The organism is Stenotrophomonas terrae (assembly GCF_039674165.1).
Classification (GTDB): Bacteria; Pseudomonadota; Gammaproteobacteria; order Xanthomonadales; family Xanthomonadaceae; genus Stenotrophomonas; species Stenotrophomonas terrae_A.
Map to the genome: position 1 here is coordinate 25,273 of NZ_JBDJMY010000001.1, position 16,004 is coordinate 41,276.

General features: G+C 62.3%; 11 protein-coding genes and 5 tRNA genes. 9 read left to right on the forward strand and 7 right to left on the reverse strand.

Annotated features, from left to right (window positions below):
* Positions 1-83: 83 nt before the first annotated feature.
* Complete coding sequence (locus tag ABE493_RS00145) at positions 84-2,459, forward strand: Tex family protein (protein WP_346496443.1); 2,376 nt, start codon at positions 84-86, stop codon at positions 2,457-2,459.
* Between the two features lie 117 nt (positions 2,460-2,576).
* Here ABE493_RS00145 and ABE493_RS00150 read toward each other — a convergent pair whose 3' ends face one another.
* Positions 2,577-2,945 carry a response regulator gene (locus ABE493_RS00150; protein ID WP_346496107.1) on the reverse strand — a complete coding sequence of 123 codons (369 nt, stop codon included), beginning with the start codon at positions 2,943-2,945 and terminating at the stop codon, positions 2,577-2,579.
* 122 nt (positions 2,946-3,067) lie between these two features.
* Between ABE493_RS00150 and ABE493_RS00155 the strand changes: the two genes are divergently transcribed.
* Positions 3,068-3,154 (forward strand) — tRNA-Leu (locus ABE493_RS00155).
* 281 nt (positions 3,155-3,435) lie between these two features.
* On the opposite strand, the gene ABE493_RS00160 is transcribed toward ABE493_RS00155, so the two are convergent.
* Positions 3,436-3,708 carry a hypothetical protein gene (locus ABE493_RS00160; protein ID WP_346496109.1) on the reverse strand — a complete coding sequence of 91 codons (273 nt, stop codon included), beginning with the start codon at positions 3,706-3,708 and terminating at the stop codon, positions 3,436-3,438.
* Here ABE493_RS00160 and ABE493_RS00165 point away from each other — a divergent pair.
* Complete coding sequence (locus ABE493_RS00165; protein ID WP_346496111.1) at positions 3,701-4,045, forward strand: hypothetical protein; 345 nt, start codon at positions 3,701-3,703, stop codon at positions 4,043-4,045. The genes ABE493_RS00160 and ABE493_RS00165 overlap by 8 nt on opposite strands.
* Positions 4,046-4,153: 108 nt before the next feature.
* Here ABE493_RS00165 and ABE493_RS00170 read toward each other — a convergent pair.
* The 4 genes from ABE493_RS00170 to ABE493_RS00185 all read right to left on the reverse strand — a co-directional run bounded on the left by ABE493_RS00170 (position 4,154) and on the right by ABE493_RS00185 (position 4,693).
* Positions 4,154-4,229, reverse strand: a tRNA-Glu gene (locus ABE493_RS00170).
* 51 nt (positions 4,230-4,280) lie between these two features.
* A tRNA-Ala gene (locus tag ABE493_RS00175) sits at positions 4,281-4,356 on the reverse strand.
* 134 nt (positions 4,357-4,490) lie between these two features.
* A tRNA-Glu gene (locus ABE493_RS00180) sits at positions 4,491-4,566 on the reverse strand.
* 51 nt (positions 4,567-4,617) lie between these two features.
* Positions 4,618-4,693, reverse strand: a tRNA-Ala gene (locus ABE493_RS00185).
* Between the two features lie 160 nt (positions 4,694-4,853).
* On the opposite strand from ABE493_RS00185, the gene ABE493_RS00190 reads away from it, so the two are divergent.
* Positions 4,854-5,318 (forward strand): hypothetical protein, encoded by a 465-nt coding sequence (locus tag ABE493_RS00190; protein WP_346496113.1) that lies wholly within the window; start codon positions 4,854-4,856, stop codon positions 5,316-5,318.
* A 439-nt stretch (positions 5,319-5,757) separates the two neighbouring features.
* On the forward strand, positions 5,758-6,759 hold the full coding sequence (locus ABE493_RS00195) for a fimbrial protein (protein WP_346496115.1): 1,002 nt from the start codon (positions 5,758-5,760) through the stop codon (positions 6,757-6,759).
* Positions 6,760-6,792: 33 nt separating this feature from the next.
* On the opposite strand, the gene ABE493_RS00200 is transcribed toward ABE493_RS00195, so the two are convergent.
* Positions 6,793-9,834 (reverse strand): ATP-binding protein, encoded by a 3,042-nt coding sequence (locus ABE493_RS00200; protein ID WP_346496117.1) that lies wholly within the window; start codon positions 9,832-9,834, stop codon positions 6,793-6,795.
* A 180-nt stretch (positions 9,835-10,014) separates the two neighbouring features.
* Here ABE493_RS00200 and ABE493_RS00205 point away from each other — a divergent pair, with 180 nt between their 5' ends.
* From ABE493_RS00205 to ABE493_RS00220, 4 genes are all read left to right on the forward strand, one after another.
* On the forward strand, positions 10,015-11,238 hold the full coding sequence (locus tag ABE493_RS00205) for an EAL domain-containing response regulator (protein WP_346496119.1): 1,224 nt from the start codon (positions 10,015-10,017) through the stop codon (positions 11,236-11,238).
* Between the two features lie 589 nt (positions 11,239-11,827).
* A complete protein-coding gene (locus tag ABE493_RS00210) occupies positions 11,828-12,367 on the forward strand; it encodes a fimbrial protein (protein WP_346496121.1) in 540 nt (179 codons plus the stop codon).
* A 41-nt stretch (positions 12,368-12,408) separates the two neighbouring features.
* Positions 12,409-13,212 (forward strand): fimbrial biogenesis chaperone, encoded by an 804-nt coding sequence (locus ABE493_RS00215; protein ID WP_346496123.1) that lies wholly within the window; start codon positions 12,409-12,411, stop codon positions 13,210-13,212.
* 164 nt (positions 13,213-13,376) lie between these two features.
* A complete protein-coding gene (locus ABE493_RS00220) occupies positions 13,377-15,950 on the forward strand; it encodes a fimbria/pilus outer membrane usher protein (RefSeq protein ID WP_346496125.1) in 2,574 nt (857 codons plus the stop codon).
* The last annotated feature ends 54 nt before the right edge of the window (positions 15,951-16,004 follow it).

Genomic DNA, 16,004 nt, shown 5'->3' on the forward strand with positions numbered 1-16,004 from the left:
CGGCGCGTGCTGTCAACGGCTTTCCCCCAGCCCCGCGCATTGCCAGAATGGCAGCTCCCGTCAACGTGGCTACCGCACCGGCAATGCAAGACATCAAGCTCGCGCAGCAGATCGCGCAGACAATCGCCGACGAGATCGGCGCACAGTCCGCCCAGGCCAAGGCCGCCATCGCATTACTGGATGAAGGCGCCAGCGTCCCGTTCATTGCCCGCTACCGCAAGGAAGTAACCGGCGGTCTGGACGATACCCAGTTGCGTAATCTTGAAACCCGGCTCAGCTACCTGCGCGAGCTGGAAGACCGCCGCAGCACGGTGCTGGCCAGCATTGAAGAGCAGGGCAAGCTCAATGACGTGCTGCGTGGCGAGATCATGGCTGCCGATACCAAATCGCGGCTGGAAGATCTTTACCTGCCTTACAAGCCCAAGCGCCGCACGCGTGCGCAGATTGCGCGCGAGGCAGGATTGGAGCCGTTGGCCGATGGCCTGCTCAACGATCCGATGCTGGACCCGCAGGTCTACGCGGCCGGCTTCGTTGATGCCGAAAAGGGCGTCGCTGATACCAAGGCTGCACTGGAAGGCGCGCGCGCAATCCTGATGGAGCGCTGGGGCGAGGACGCTGCGCTGGTTGGCGAACTGCGCAGCTGGCTGGCCGACAACGGCATCATCCGTGCCCGTGTTGCCGAGGGCAAGGAAGCAGAAGGTGCCAAGTACCGCGACTACTTCGACCATGCCGAGTCGCTTGCAAAGATTCCCTCGCACCGCTTGCTGGCCTTGTTCCGCGCGCGCCGCGAGGAGTTCCTGTTTCTTGAGCTGGACCCGGGCAGTGATGCCGAAGCCGGTCATCAATACGCAGAAGGCCGGGTGGCACGCAGCGCCGGCATCGCCAGCAAGGAACGGCCGGCCGACCGCTGGCTGCTGGATGCCTGCCGTCTGACCTGGCGCGCAAAGCTGCATATGCATTTGTTGCTGGACCTGTTCAACCAGGCCCGCGAGAAAGCCGAGGCCGAGGCGATCACGGTATTCGGCGACAACCTCAAGGATCTGATGCTGGCCGCGCCCGCTGGACCGAAGGCGGTGCTGGGCCTGGATCCGGGCATCCGCACGGGCTGCAAGATCGCCGTGGTCGATGCCACCGGTAAACTGCTGGCCACCGATACGGTGTATCCGCATGAACCGCGCCGGCAGTGGGAGCAGTCGCTGCAGACGATCAAACAGCTGTGCATCAAGCACAACGTTGAACTGATCGCGATCGGCAACGGCACTGCCAGCCGCGAAACCGACAAGCTGGCGGGCGAGGCTATTGCTGCCTGTGCCAATCCCAAGCTGCAGAAGGTTGTAGTCAGTGAGGCCGGTGCCTCGGTGTACTCGGCTTCGGAGTTCGCGGCCAAGGAATTTCCGGGCCTGGACGTATCGCTGCGCGGCGCGGTTTCCATCGCGCGCCGGCTGCAGGATCCGCTGGCCGAGCTGGTCAAGATCGAGCCCAAGGCCATTGGCGTGGGCCAGTACCAGCACGACGTGGATCAGTTCCGGCTGGCCAAGGCGTTGGACGCGCGCGTGGAGGACTGCGTGAACGCGGTGGGTGTATTCGTCAACACCGCATCGGCCGCCTTGTTGACCCGTGTGTCCGGTCTGTCGTCCACGGTGGCCGAGAACATCGTTCGCCACCGCGACGAGAACGGCCCGTTCAAGCGCCGCAAGGATCTGCTCAAGGTGTCGCGGCTGGGAGAGAAGACCTTCGAGCAATGCGCCGGCTTCCTGCGCATCGCCGATGGTGATGAGCCGCTGGACGCCTCAGCCGTGCACCCGGAAGCCTATCCGGTGGTTGAGCGCATCGTCGCCGCCGCGGCGCGGCCTATCAAGGCATTGCTGGGCGACGGCAGCTACCTGCGCGGTTTGAAAGCCGAGCAGTTCACCGACGACAAGTTCGGTGTGCCGACCGTGCGCGACATCCTCAAGGAAATGGAAAAGCCCGGCCGCGATCCGCGCCCCGAGTTCAAGGCGGCGCGCTTTGCCGAGGGCATCGAGGACATCAAGGATCTACGCGAAGGCATGATCCTGGAAGGCGTGGTCAGCAACGTCGCCGCGTTCGGCGCCTTTGTTGATATCGGCGTGCACCAGGATGGTCTGATCCATATTTCCGCGTTGGCGGATACCTTCGTCAAAGACCCGCGCGATGTGGTCAAGGCCGGCGATATCGTCAAGGTCAAAGTGCTGGAGGTGGACGTGCCGCGCAAGCGCATTGCCCTGACCCGGCGTCTGGAAGATGCGCCTGCGCCGGCGAAAAAAGCCGAGCGTGACGAGCGGGCTGCAGGGCAGGGGCGTGCTGCTGGCGCGGGGCGCGACAGGGATCAGCGCGGCCAGCGCAATGCAGGCAATGGTGGCGGCCGACCGGCCGCAGCTGCGGCACCGGCCAATAGCGCATTGGCCGATGCGTTTGCACGGGCCAAGCGCGGTAGCTGAGTCAGAGCAGTGTGGGTGTAGGGGCGGCGTAAGCCGCGAAGCAGATACGTCATCGGGCCACATGGTGCCCGATGTTTCAGCATTGTCTGCTTCGCGGCTTATGCCGCTCCCACAAACTCAAGCCGGAGCAAGAGCGCGCTGCAGTGCCTGGCTGAGGTCGCTGCTGGTATAGGGCTTGGACAGCTTTACCCCGGCGTCGAATACGTCGGGTAGTTGATTGATATCCATCCCGGTCGCAACAAGGAAAGGCGTGCCGCGTTGCCTCAGGCATTCGGCAACCGCGCTGCTGTTTTCATTGCTTGCCAGCCAATAGTCCAGAAACACCACTTGTGGCTGCAGCTCATCGATCATCTTCAGCGCAGCACTGACCGAGGCGGCGACGCCGTCCACCTGCATGCCTTCGATCTCCAGCTGCATCTGCAGCAGCATGGCGTTCAACTCGTCGTTCTCCACGACCAGCACCCTCGTACCTTCGAGTGAGCCCATCGTTTGCCCCTGTATCAAACCCGGATGAAGTATAGCCACTCGCCGAAACAGGTATTACACAAATATTTTCAGCCAAGGTATGCCCAAGTGATGAAAGCTCCGCTATAATTCCGCTCCTGCCAGCCGAAGTGGCGGAATCGGTAGACGCAGCGGATTCAAAATCCGCCGCCCTTAAAAGCGTGGGGGTTCGAGTCCCCCCTTCGGCACCAGAGAAAACAGGCACTTAGGTGCCTTTTTCTTTGTCTGGAATTTGGCCTGCCGGTGCGGCCCGCGTGCATGGATCCAGGAGCCCAATCGCGCAGCGTGTAGTGCCGAGCCATGCTCGGCAGGGGCTTTCCCGGCAATGCATCCATATGCCACACCGATGAGAGCGACTTCTTCAACCGAGAAGTTGTCACCGGGCACTCGACTGCCCTCCAGCCTTTGAGCTCACTGTTCTCGCAGGACGTGCGGTGCGCACCAGGTGATGGCCAATGGACCGCGTTCCCAGCTATGCATCCTGGCTGCGTTGCAGCGCACCGCCTTTGGCGCCCAGCAGGAACAACGCTGCGCCCAAGCCCAGGATCGACCAGTGCTGAATCCTGTCGCGCCGCGTGATGAAAACAATCCGGTCGGATCCTTTGACCTTGAACTCGATTGACTTGCCGCTGGACGGATCGGGTGCTTGCGGGCGTTCGGCAAACAGATGACGGGCGTGCATTGTCGTGCCGCCAAAAGACAACAGCGCTCCAGCCAGCAAGATGGCGAGTGCTTTCTTGTTCATCGAATTCCCCGTGTGGCTGCTGGATGGCAGCTGGGGGAAGTATGTTGGCGCAGCAGGTGTGCTGTCGATGATGGTTGGGCAGTTGTGTGCGCTGCTGCCTGCTGGGCTTATCCGTTCGCCCTGTGTTGCTGAGGTTGGCTGCGGCCGGCATGGAGATGCCTGGATGCGCGCCCAGGACAATCGGTCAGTCGAACTCATCCAGCGTAAAACGGCGACTCGTGGTGGGCAGCAGATGTGGTCGGCAATGCCATGGATGATTCGCGTATGCGGGCCATTCCGCACGTTGGTGTTGGCGGTCAGGTGCTCGAAACGGCTTGATTGGATGCAGCGCCGCTGAAGGACCGGATCGAATAACGAATCGCCTGGTACGGGTTGAGCGGGCAGGGCATTGCTGCTTCAAACAACAGACAAAAAAAAGCTCCGATTGCTCGGAGCTTTCTAAAGTTGGCGTCCCCACGGGGATTCGAACCCCGGTCGCCACCGTGAAAGGGTGATGTCCTAGGCCTCTAGACGATGGGGACGCGTAATCTTTAAAACTCAAATTGTATATTCAGACGGCCTAATGCCTGAATTGGTGGAGCCAAGCGGGATCGAACCGCTGACCTCCTGCATGCCATGCAGGCGCTCTCCCAGCTGAGCTATGGCCCCGCGTTGTTGCTAGCCCGCCATTATAGCGGCTTTTTATCGAATTGGAAGCTTTTTCTTCTTCCGTGCAATCTTTTGGGAAGATTGCTCCGATAAAAAAAGACCCGATACGGCTGGGTCCGTTTGTACCTGATGAATGGCGTCCCCACGGGGATTCGAACCCCGGTCGCCACCGTGAAAGGGTGATGTCCTAGGCCTCTAGACGATGGGGACGCGTTATACTCATCAAATTGTCGACAATCCAGACGGCCTAATGTCCGGATTTGGTGGAGCCAAGCGGGATCGAACCGCTGACCTCCTGCATGCCATGCAGGCGCTCTCCCAGCTGAGCTATGGCCCCGTGAAGCGTTGTTGCGTTGCTGCCGAGAACGAAATCATAACGGGCCTTCTTTTTTCCCGCAAGCAGTTTGTGAAGAAATTTCTTCATGCAATGAGACTGGACTGATGAAGCCGGTTCTGCGGGTTGCCGATGAAAAGGCGAAGCCTGACAAAGCAACTTCGTGATCGCTGGCTGCGGTGATGCCGCGATCCTGTCAGCTTGGGTGCTGAGAGGGCTGAACAAGGCATCCGGTGTGCACACGCTTTCCTGTCTGCTGCTGATTGCAGCCGTGGCCGCGCCGGCTGGGCCTGCGGTCTACAAGTGCGCGACGGGCGGCGCAGTCGTCTACCAGTCCGAACCCTGCATCGGCAGGGAATTGAAGCGATGGCGCGCGACGCCCGAAGCGGTGGACGCGGCAGCGCTGGCGCGTCTTGAAGTGCTGCGTGAGCAGTTGCGGCAGGGGCCGCGGGGCAGAAACGGGGCCGCTACGCGCAACCTGCGACGGCAAGCGGTGGCACCGCGGCCCCAGGACGTCTGTGAGCGTACGCGGGTGGCGCGCGACAAGGCCTACGCCAAAGCCGGGTTGAAGCGTGACTTCGCCATGTCCAGCGGCTGGGACAATCGGGTCCAGCAGGCCTGTCGCTAGGCGGTCTGGCAGCGCTGCATGCGCCAGTGGTGGCGATGCGTCGGGGATGCTCGATGAGCACCATCGCTGCGATGGCGCTGTCAGCCCTTGCGTGGCGGTTTTTACGGAGGAACGCGTGGCCAGTGCTGTCGTGAATTCACGCCGGCGCTCGGACGGGTCGCAGCGTTATCAACTCGGTTTGGGACTTGTCTTATGTCGGTCAATCCGGCCGCCGCCTACGCTTTGTTGCGTGGTCATGGACGAATCCGCAGCCTTTGCGGGCAGGTGTCGGGCGAGCAGCGCCAGCTAGTGATGTGCTGCGTGGTGTTCACACCTGCCTTGTTGGTCACGCGCAGGTCCGCGCAGTCATTGTCGAGCGGAGAGCCCTCTTTGTTGCGCCTGTTGGGCCACGTGAGGCACCGGCAGCAACCGAATAACCCCCGAAAGGAGCAGATTCGATATGAATGTCCGAGGTTGGTTTCCCGTTCTGCTCGCCGCTTTGCTGGCGACGACGGCACTGCCATCCAGTGCCTGGGCCGCGATCACCTGCAAGTCGGATACGGGCGAACCTGCCTTGACCTACGTTGGCGGCCTTTCCACTGTAACCATCGATCCGGATGTGCCCGACGGAACCGTTCTGGCAAAGCGATCCGGATGGTTCGAGCTGCAACAGCCCACCTCCATTACCTGCGAGAACGTGGCCCCGGAGGGTACCTTGACGATATGGGAGGTAACTACCGGTGTTGACGTTGGCCAGAACATCCACACGACCGGCATTGCCGGAATAGGCCTACGTATAGGGTACGGAACGGGTCAGTTTTATCCGCGCACGTATCTTTACGGACGAGATATCTGGCCTCCCAACCTGAGCTACCTGAGCCTGGAGATCATCAAGATCGGCGACATCACCGGTTCCGGCACGCTGCAGGGCGAGGTGCTTAAAGCCTCGGTTCCTGCAGCGGATGGATTCAAGTGGTGGTCGGTACGTTTAAGGAGCGCGGTGACCATTTCGCCGCAAAAACCAACCTGCAAGGTGGCGACACCGGCCGTAGACGCGTTTCTGGGCAATGTTCAGGTCAGTGCATTCGATGGTGTGGGTAGTTCCTCGCCCGCAAGGCCGTTCTCCATCGATCTGATGTGCGGTGGCGGCCATGCGGCGGGCTTGCTGCAGGTTGCGGCAACGATCACCGATGCGGGCAATCCCCTCAACCGCAGCGACCGGATGGCGCTGAGCGCGGCGTCCAGTGCCAAGGGTGTAGCGATCCAGGTGCTCAAGGATGACCAGGTGCTGAAATTCGGGCCGGACTCTTCTGCGGTGGGCGCAATCAATCAATGGTCTGCCGGGCATGCTGGCAATGGTTTGTTCCGCATTCCGTTGACGGCACGTTACCTGCAGACGGCGGCAGTCATTGAACCGGGCACTGCGAATGGACGGGCGACCTTCACACTCAGCTACCCGTGAGCATGGTGATCCGCTTCTGCTGACAACGGCAGGTCATTGCTGCCTGCGCGCCAAGGCGGCGTGGGCCAGGGCATCGAATTCGGTGAGTGCCACTTCCAGCTCGCTCAGACGCTGTTGTTCCAGCAGTGCTTCCATTGCCGCGCATCTGCCGGCGATGTCTGCTTCGTGGATGAACGCAAAGGCGCCGCGCAGTGAGTGAAGATGCTTGCCGATGATGTCGGCACGATGTTCGCGGGTCATTGTCGGTGATGCGCCCAGCGCTGGCTGCAGTGCGTGCCTGATGGCAACGAGCGACTCGTCCAGTGAGGCGAGCAATGGCGCATGTACCTCGTCGGGAAGCGGGCCGCGACTGATATCGACGCGCCCGCGCCCGCTGTCGGCTGACGGAGCGCTGTCCGAAATCTGCGACAAGGCGTTCTGCAGGGTTTCCAGCAATACCGGTTTGATGAGGATGCGGTTGATGCCGGCTTCCTGGCTGCGCTGCCGGTCACGGTCGGAAACATGCGCGGTGACCGCAATGATCGGCGTGGCTACCTTGCGGTTACGCAGGCAGCTGGCGAAGGTGTAGCCGTCCATGCCGGGCATGTTGAGATCGGTGAGGATCAGGTCGTAATGCTGTTGGGTGAAGGCGGCAATTGCCGCGCCGCAGTCTTCGAAGGTGTCGGCGCTGCAGCCCAGGGTCTCCAGCTGCATCTGCAGCAGTTTCCGGTTGGCGGGGTGGTCGTCGACCACGAGCACATGCAGCGCGGCACCCGTCTGAACAACGACGGCCGCTGGCGCGACATCTGCCAGCATCTCCCCGCTGGCGGGTTGCAGCGGCAGGTTCACCATGAACGTGCTGCCCTTGCCGGGTTCGCTCCTGACCTGGATGGTGCCGCCCATCAGTTCGGCCAGCCGCTTGCACAGCGCAAGCCCGAGGCCGGTGCCACCGTAGCGCCGGGCGATGGTTGAATCGGCCTGGGAAAAGGTACTGAACAGGGATTCGCGCTGCTCCGCCGTCATGCCGATGCCGGTGTCGCTCACCCCGAGCACAAGGGCGGAATCGGGATTGCCGTCATCCTGCAGATAGAGTTCGACCAGTACGTCGCCGGTTTCGGTGAACTTGATGGCGTTGCTGATCAGGTTGAACATGATCTGGCGCAGGCGGGTGGGGTCGCCCAGGTAATGCGGGTGCAGCGCATCATCAACGATCAGATCGACGGCCAGCCCTTTGGCGTGCGCCATCGGCGTGAACATCGCAATCGATTGCTGCGCGATTTGCCTCAGGTCGATGGGTATCGACTCGACCGTCATCTGCCCGGACTCCACTTTGGAGAAGTCCAGAATGTCGTTGATGATGTTCAGCAAGGCAGCGGAAGACGAAGTGACAGCGTGCAGTCGGCTGCGCTGCGGGGCGTCCAATGAGGTCCGTTCCAGCAGCTCCAGGTTGCCGAGGATGGCATTCATCGGCGTGCGGATCTCGTGGCTCATGATTGCCAGGAAAGTCGACTTGGCCTGGTTGGCGGCTTCCGAAGCGGCGCGGGCATTCTGCAGTTCCTGCTCCACCTTCTTGCGCAGGGTGATGTCGGTGAAATTGCATAGCAGCACATCCTCCCCGTGGTACTTGGTTGGGACGATGCTTACCAGCAGCGCACACTCATTGCCGTCTTCGGTCTGGACCGCAAGTTCAATGCCGGGCGAGGCGACCGTGCCAGCACCGTGGCGATGGAACGCGTCCAGAAACTGCTGGTGCAACGGTACCGCAACAGTCGGCAGCTGCTGCGCATAGCCGGTCATCACCGCGTTCTTCAGCAACACCTCGCCGCTGGCCAGGGAGAGCAGGGCCTGGCCGGACGGCGCTGCTTCCACCATGGTCCGGTTCAGGTTCTCGCTTTCCACGATCCGCTCTGAACGCACATAGCCGGGGCGGAATACCTTTCTGTCGATCAGCAGAAGCGCGGCCCACACAATGGTGATAGCGAGCAGCATCGCCGCAACGTAGGCCAGCAGGGTGGGCCATAGCGCAGCGAGGATCGTCCGCCAGGAGAAGGTGTGGATCAGTTGCCAACCCGCATTGGCGCTTGAAATCATCTCGGTGGCGACGAAGCGCCCATCCTTGTTTTCGAACCGGCCTTTGTTGCCCGGCGGCGCTGCACCAGCCCAACGCGCGATGGGCAGACGCGTCAGCTCTGCGGCACCGGGTTGGCTGTTGCCAAGAAACAATTCGCCATCGGCATTGGCGATTATCCAGAACTCGTCTACCTGCGAGGCGTCGAGCAGCGGGGTGACCAGTTCCAGCGGGTAGGAGGCGATGAATACCGCGAACGGGCCGGCGTCGCTGCTGGCGACCTGGCGCAGATGCAGCGAGGGCTTGCCACTGAGTGGATCCACCGACACCGGCAGCCAGGCTGGCCCAGCCGACTGCGCTGGAGCGGGGCGGCTGGCCTTGAAGGTCACGTCCTGCTCAGGCACCAGGCGTTGGATCAGCGCCGAATTGGCTTCCCGCGCCAGTGCGGCGGGCAGGTTGGCGTCCGGCAGAGGGCCGGCGCCGAGGAAGGTCTGCTCCGGGTTGTGGAAGTAGATGGATGCGCTCAGCGCGCGGGCGAAGGTGCCTGCCTGGTGGCTGACTTCGTCGGCAAGCTTGAGATACGGGCCATAGCTGGCGGTTTGATCGCCTTCCAGATCGGCGACTACAAGCACATGCGGCGAATTTGCCGAGCGCTGCAGGGTCATGCGGCCGTTGTTGTCCGCGAACCTGCGCAGCAGATCCGGATCAGGGTTCTGCCGCGACTCCCAGGCGTATTCCTCCTGCGCGGTGGTGATCCGCAACGCGCCCTCGCGGACGGCAAGCGTGGACTGCAGGGCGATGCGGCGGCTGGTCTGGTCGGTGTGGCGTTCGGCGATGTAGTCGCGAACCTGCGAATGGATGACCACGACAGTGACGGCGGCCAGGATGAGAGTCGTGATGATGCCGCCGCCATAGAGCAGGCCACGCTGATGGCGGCTCAGCAGTTTGAGTGCATTCGCGCGACCGGATGATTGGGACCCTGCTTCGCCTGTGGCGGTACCCGTATCGGAGACCATTTGAGATTTCACTCAGTAGTGGCTGCTGCCGGTTGCTGCACTGAAAAACCTTGTGTCACGGCCTTGTCCGAAGCGTGCCGGATGAATATTCGGACTTGGCTGATGTAGCGGTGAGCATTGCGCTGGAACAATGGCCCCATCGAAAACACATCCTTCCCAGATACCGCCGCTCCTGGCGTGGAGACATCCCCCATGAACGCTATTGCCAAATTTGCATCGCCCCAACCGGATACCCGGATGATCAACAATGCGCTGGTGGTCGACGGTAACGAACTGCAGCATCTTCCGATGGCCAAAGTGCTGCGTCAATCAGGGGTGTCTGAAGTCGTTTCTGCCCTGGATGGTGACCGCGCCGTCGCGGCGCTGCGGGAGCGCAGCTGGGATCTGGTCATCCTTGATCTGGATATCGTCGACCTCACTGGCCTGCAGGTGATCGACCTGTTGGCCGAACGCTGCAAATCGGCCCGTCTGGCGGTGGTGAGCAGCCAACCCAGCCGCATCTTGAATGCTGCGTCCGCCTATGCGGCGCATCGCGGCCTGAACGTAGTGGCTGCATTGCGCAAGCCCCTGAAGCCGGAGCAGATCAAAAGCATCGTCGCCGTTTCGACCGAGACCGTGGCCGACGCCCGCAGCGCAGCGGCGATGTCATTGCAGCCGGTGTTCTCCAGCGACGAGCTGCGCGGTGCCTTGCTGGAGCAGCAGATCCAAGCTTATTTCCAGCCCCAGCACTGTGCCATTACCGGGCTGCTGCGCGGCGCCGAGGTGCTGGCGCGCTGGCACCGTCCCGATGGCTCGGTGTTGGCACCTGCACAATTCCTGCCGGCGTTTGAACGCGCTGGCCTGCTTGAGCCGTTCACCGACTACATGCTGTCCTGCGCGTTCGACGGCATTGCTGCCGAAGGTCCAGGTTCATCGCTGCTGACTGCCGTCAATGTGCCGGCCCGGGTGGCGGCCGGCGTGCATTGGGCGCAGAGCATAGCTGATCATGCCTACCATGCAGGCGTGGACCCGGGCAGGGTGGTGATAGAAATCACCGAAGACGGCGGTGAGCTCTGCAATCCGGCGCTGGCCGGTGCGGTCACCCAGCTGCGCCTGCGTGGTTTCAATTGCGCAATCGATGATTTTGGCAGTGGCGATTCCTCACTGGACCGGCTGCTGCAGGTGCCGTTCAATGAATTGAAGATCAACCGCAGCATGCTGGTGGAGGCACGCGAGCACGCCCATGCGCGCTGCCTGCTGGCCAGCACCATTGCAATGGCGCGGCAGATGGTGGCGACGGTGGTGGTTGAAGGCGTGGAGACCTACCGCGATCTGGACATGGTACGCAGCCTCGGTTGCCACACCACCCAGGGTTACCTGCACGGGCAGGCGATGCCGAAGGCTGACTACGCACGTTACATTGCCGAGCAGCGCTGAACGTAGTGCCGATCCTTATGCCGTGAGCTCAGCGTGCGCTTGCGGCATTGGCAATCGGGCGGTGCGCGCCAGCTGATCTCCTCGTGATTATTGTTTTCGCAGCCTCCGGCCATATGGTCGGGGGCTGTTTGTTATGGGCGTCCAAAAGTGCTCGCAGCTCGAGCATTGCACTGATCCGAAGGTGTTCAAACTAGTGCTTCCGTCAACCAGCGTTTCCGCCAGCCGCAGAGCGTTGGCAACAACGGATGCCATGAGATCCGACGCGCATGGGTCGGCTGGTGTTTGTGCTCGCCCAGGCAGGCATGCGACACGGGACGAACCGCTGCCAGAAAGCTGAATCTTCGCTATCGACAGCGCTGCCGAAGAACGGTGGGGAAGGCTGCAATCAGCTGAAAAAGAACGGCCAGAGGGCTTCTGCTGGAGCTGGGCTGACTCGGTGACTAGGCTGTCTCAAATTTTAGGATTGGTCCGATTACCTGTCCGAGGCCTTGCACCTAGGATTGTCGTGCGGGAAGGGCGAACAAAAGCAATCAGATTTCTACTTCTTTTCGCGTCAGTAAATTCACACACAGACATAGGAAAAGTAACGATGAAGAACCTCTCTCTAGCCGCCATCGCTGTCGCCGCAACCGCTCTCGCTTTTGGCGGCCGCGCGCATGCCTCGGACGGCTCCATCCATTTCACGGGGAACATCAGCGCCAGCACCTGCAAGATCAACGGCGGTGGCAGCGCGAGCAGTTTCATGGTGGCGCTGCCGCCGGTGAGTACCACCACCTTGGCAGATGCGGGTGCTACCGCGGGTCGTACCGGTTTCAACATCGAGCTCACCGAGTGCAATCCGACTTCGGGTCGAGTCTCCACGTTCTTTGAAGCGGGCGAGACCGTCAATCCGCAAACCGGCAATCTGATCATTGGCGGTGCCGGCGCCGAGAACGTCGAGCTGAGCCTGCTCAACGACAAGCAGGAGAAGATTTTTGCCGGTGCCGAAGCGGCTTCGCAGAACTCCCAGTGGGTCGAGATCGGTCCGGGCGTTGTCATGCTCAATTACTTCGTCGAGTACCAGTCGCTGGGCGGCGCCACTGCAGGTGCAGTCAACAGCCATGTCCAGTACACGATGAGCTACGAGTAAGTCTCAGCCGCCGGCAGCGGGTAAATGAGCGCTGCCGGCGGATGGTGCCCCGCACCGATGGTGATCAACAACTCTTTCGAATGGGTGGGACGATGAAGAAATCTCTTCGTATCAGCTTGACTGCACTGGCACTTGCAATGCTTGGAGTTAGCGCCGGCGCGAATGCCGGGGTTGTGATTGGAACCACGCGGGTTATTTTTCCCGAGAAGCAGAATGAAGTAAGCATCAGCTTGAGCAATGACGGCGCCACGCCCGCCTTGGTTCAAGCCTGGCTCGACGATGGCGACGCCGGCATGGCGCCGGAAGATGTGGATGTACCGTTTGTGCTGACCCCTGCGATGTTCCGTCTCGATCCGGGCAAAGGGCAGACCTTGCGCTTGATGAAGACCGGGCCATTGCCGTCGTCGAAAGTTGAGCGTCTGTATTGGTTGAACGTTCTGGAAGTGCCGCCGAAAGCCGGTGACGAGGCAGAGAACCGCCTGCAGCTCGCGTTGCGCACCCGGATCAAGCTGATGTACCGCCCTGCGGGTCTGGAAGGCTCGCCTGAGCAGGCGCCCGCGCGTGTGCTGTGGTCGCTGGTCCGGGACGAGGCCGGGCAAGGCCATGCATTGGTTGCCAGCAATCCCACGCCCTACATCGTCAATTTCGGCAGCGTGTCTTTCAGCGCTGGTGGTCAGAAACACGATGCAGGTGCCGGCCATGTCCTGCCGGGTGCCAGCACTCGCTTCCGCCTGGCAGATTTCAACGGCGACAAGTCAGCTTCAGCGGTCGTGAACTACAGCGCGATCAACGACTGGGGCAGCGGTGTAGCCGGCACCAGCACGCTCACCGGGTCAGGCAACTAGCCTGCGAAGCAAGTCCGGGCAAGTTCGTTCGCGTATATGCCGGTTTGCCGGCAGCGCCCGGCTCCGAGCGACAGCAACATTTTGCGGTACCTACCTTATCCGCTGGCGAACTGCGCACTGAGTGCGTGGAGCGTGCCAGTGCCATTCCCAGGAGGCACAGCAGCATGAAAATTGTGCCGTCCAAGTCGGCCCGTCGCCCACGCATGTTCTACCAGCGCCCGCTGGTGCTGTTGATGGGAGTGATCCTGTCGGCAGGTTGCGTCTCTGCGGCCGCCGAGGTCGCATCCGCTGGCGGTGGCCCAGCGCAGGTTGAATTCGACAGCGCTTTTCTGATCGGCAGCGCAGGAAGCAATGCTGACATATCACGCTTCGAACGCGGTGATTCGGCGCCTCCCGGCGATTACCGGGTCGACCTGCACGTCAACGACCAACGCGTCGGTCGCGCCGATGTCAGCTTCCGCAGCGCAGGTGAGAGCGGGCGTGTGCAGGCATGCATCACATCCGATCTGCTTCAGCGCACCCACACCGATCTCAGCCGTGTCTCCGCCGAGGTTCTGGCCGCGATGGCTGCCGACAATGCCTGTATCGGTATTGATGCCGTTGTGGACGGCGCGCTGGATGTCTTCGACTTCCCGGCGCAGCGTCTGGACCTGTCCATTCCCCAGGTGGCATTGCTGCGCGTGCCGCGTGGCTATGTAAGCCCTGATAGCTGGGACGCTGGCGTATCCACTGGGTTCGTCAACTACGCACTCGATGGCTACACCGCCGACAACGGCTTTGGGCGTACCTCGCAGGGCTACGTTGGTCTCGGCATGGGTATCAACATGGGCAGCTGGCGCTTGCGCCATGACGCAAGTGCAAGGATCGGCGACACAGGCCAGCGGCAGTATCAGGCAATTGCCACGTATGCAAAGCGCGATATCGCCGCGCTGGGCGCGCAGCTGACCATCGGCGAGGACTACACCAGCGGCGAGCTGTTCGACAGCACCGGCTTCCGTGGCATCCGCCTGGAGAGCGACGACCGCATGCTGCCGGAATCGCTGCGCGGCTATGCGCCGGTGGTAAGCGGCGTGGCCTATAGCAATGCACGTGTCACCATCCGCCAGAACGGTATCGTCATCCACGAATCCACCGTCGCGCCGGGTGAGTTCCAGATCGATGATCTGTACGCCACCGGTTACGGCGGTGATCTGGAGGTCAGCGTGCAGGAAGCCGATGGCAGCACGCAGCAGTTCTCGGTACCGTTCGCGTCGGTGCCGCAGTCGCTGCGCGCCGGGGTTTCGCGCTACAGCGTTGTGGCCGGTACCGTGCGCAGCGCTGCGTTCGAAGGTGATCCGGCATTCGCGCAGGCAACCTGGCAGCGCGGAATCTCCAGTCTGGTCACCGGTTATGTCGGCACCACGCTGGCCCAGGACTATCGTTCCGCCATGGCGGGCGTGGCACTGAATACACCGGTGGGCGCCATCGGCGCGGATGTCACCCATGCCGGCACCCGTCTGCCCGGACGCGGCAGCTTCAGCGGCGCCAGCTATCGGCTCAGCTACGCCCGCTTGCTGCCGGCAACCGGCACCAACATCACCTTGGCCGCGCACCGCTACTCCACGTCCGGGTTCCTTGCGTTGAACGAGGCACTTGCCGCGCTCGAACTGCCTGCGGACGGGGATTTCGATTCCATCCAGCGCCAGCGCAACCGTGCCGCGCTTACAGTCGGGCAGAAGGTCGGCGCGCGCGGTGGTCGCCTGAATGCGACCGCGTCACTGGCCGACTATTGGAACCGCCGCGGTTCGGACCTGAGCTATACGCTGGGTTACAGCGCCAGCTATCGCGGCGTTGGCTACAGCTTGTCGGCGCGTCGCCAACAGTCGGGCGAGAACCGTCCGGCCACGCACTATTACGCCAACGCCACGTTCTCGCTGGGCAAGGTGCAGCCAGTGACGGCAACCGCAAACGTGGCGCAGCTGCAGGACGGACGCAGCCAGTTCCAGAGCACCTTGACCGGGGCAATTGGGGCTGATCACGCGCTTTCCTACGGTATCTCGGCCCGCGCGGCATGGGGTGGCGACCAGTCAGCAGAACGTTCCGCCAGCGTGAACCTGGGTTACCAGGGCCGCGCCGCGGTGCTTTCGGGCAGCGCCAGCGTTGGCGGGCAGGGCACGCAGGCATCGCTGAGCGCGCGCGGGGCAATCATCGCCCATGCCGGTGGCATTACCTTCTCGCAGCCGGTTTCCGAGACCTTCGGTCTGGTGCACGTGCCGGATGCGCAGGGCGCGCGGGTACTGAATGCGGCGGGGGTGCAGATAGACCGTCGCGGCTATGCAGCGATTCCCTACTTGTCCCCTTACCGGGTGAACCGGATCGAGATCGACCCCAAGGGCCTGTCCACCGACGTCGAATTGAAGACCAGCAGCCAGCACGTGGTGCCGCGCGCCGGGCTCGCCACGTTGCTGAAGTTCGACACCGCATTCGGCCGCTCGGCACTGCTGCAACTGGCACTACCCGGCGGCGGCAACCTGCCGTTCGGCGCTGCGGTGGTGGACGACAGTGGCGCCGAAGTAGGGGTGGTGGGCCAGGCGGGCAGGGTATTCGCGCGCGGCCTGCAGGAAAGCGGCAGCCTGAGCGTGATACAGGATGAAGGTGGAAACCCGATCTGCCGGGTTGACTATGCGTTGCCGCCGCGCCCGCAGGCTGGTGCGCTGGCGCAGGTGGCCACTACCTGCACCGGCGGCACGGCGCAATGAGCGCAACGGCATGATGCAGCGGCCAAATGACAGGTCGTGCGACGGGCAGAGGGC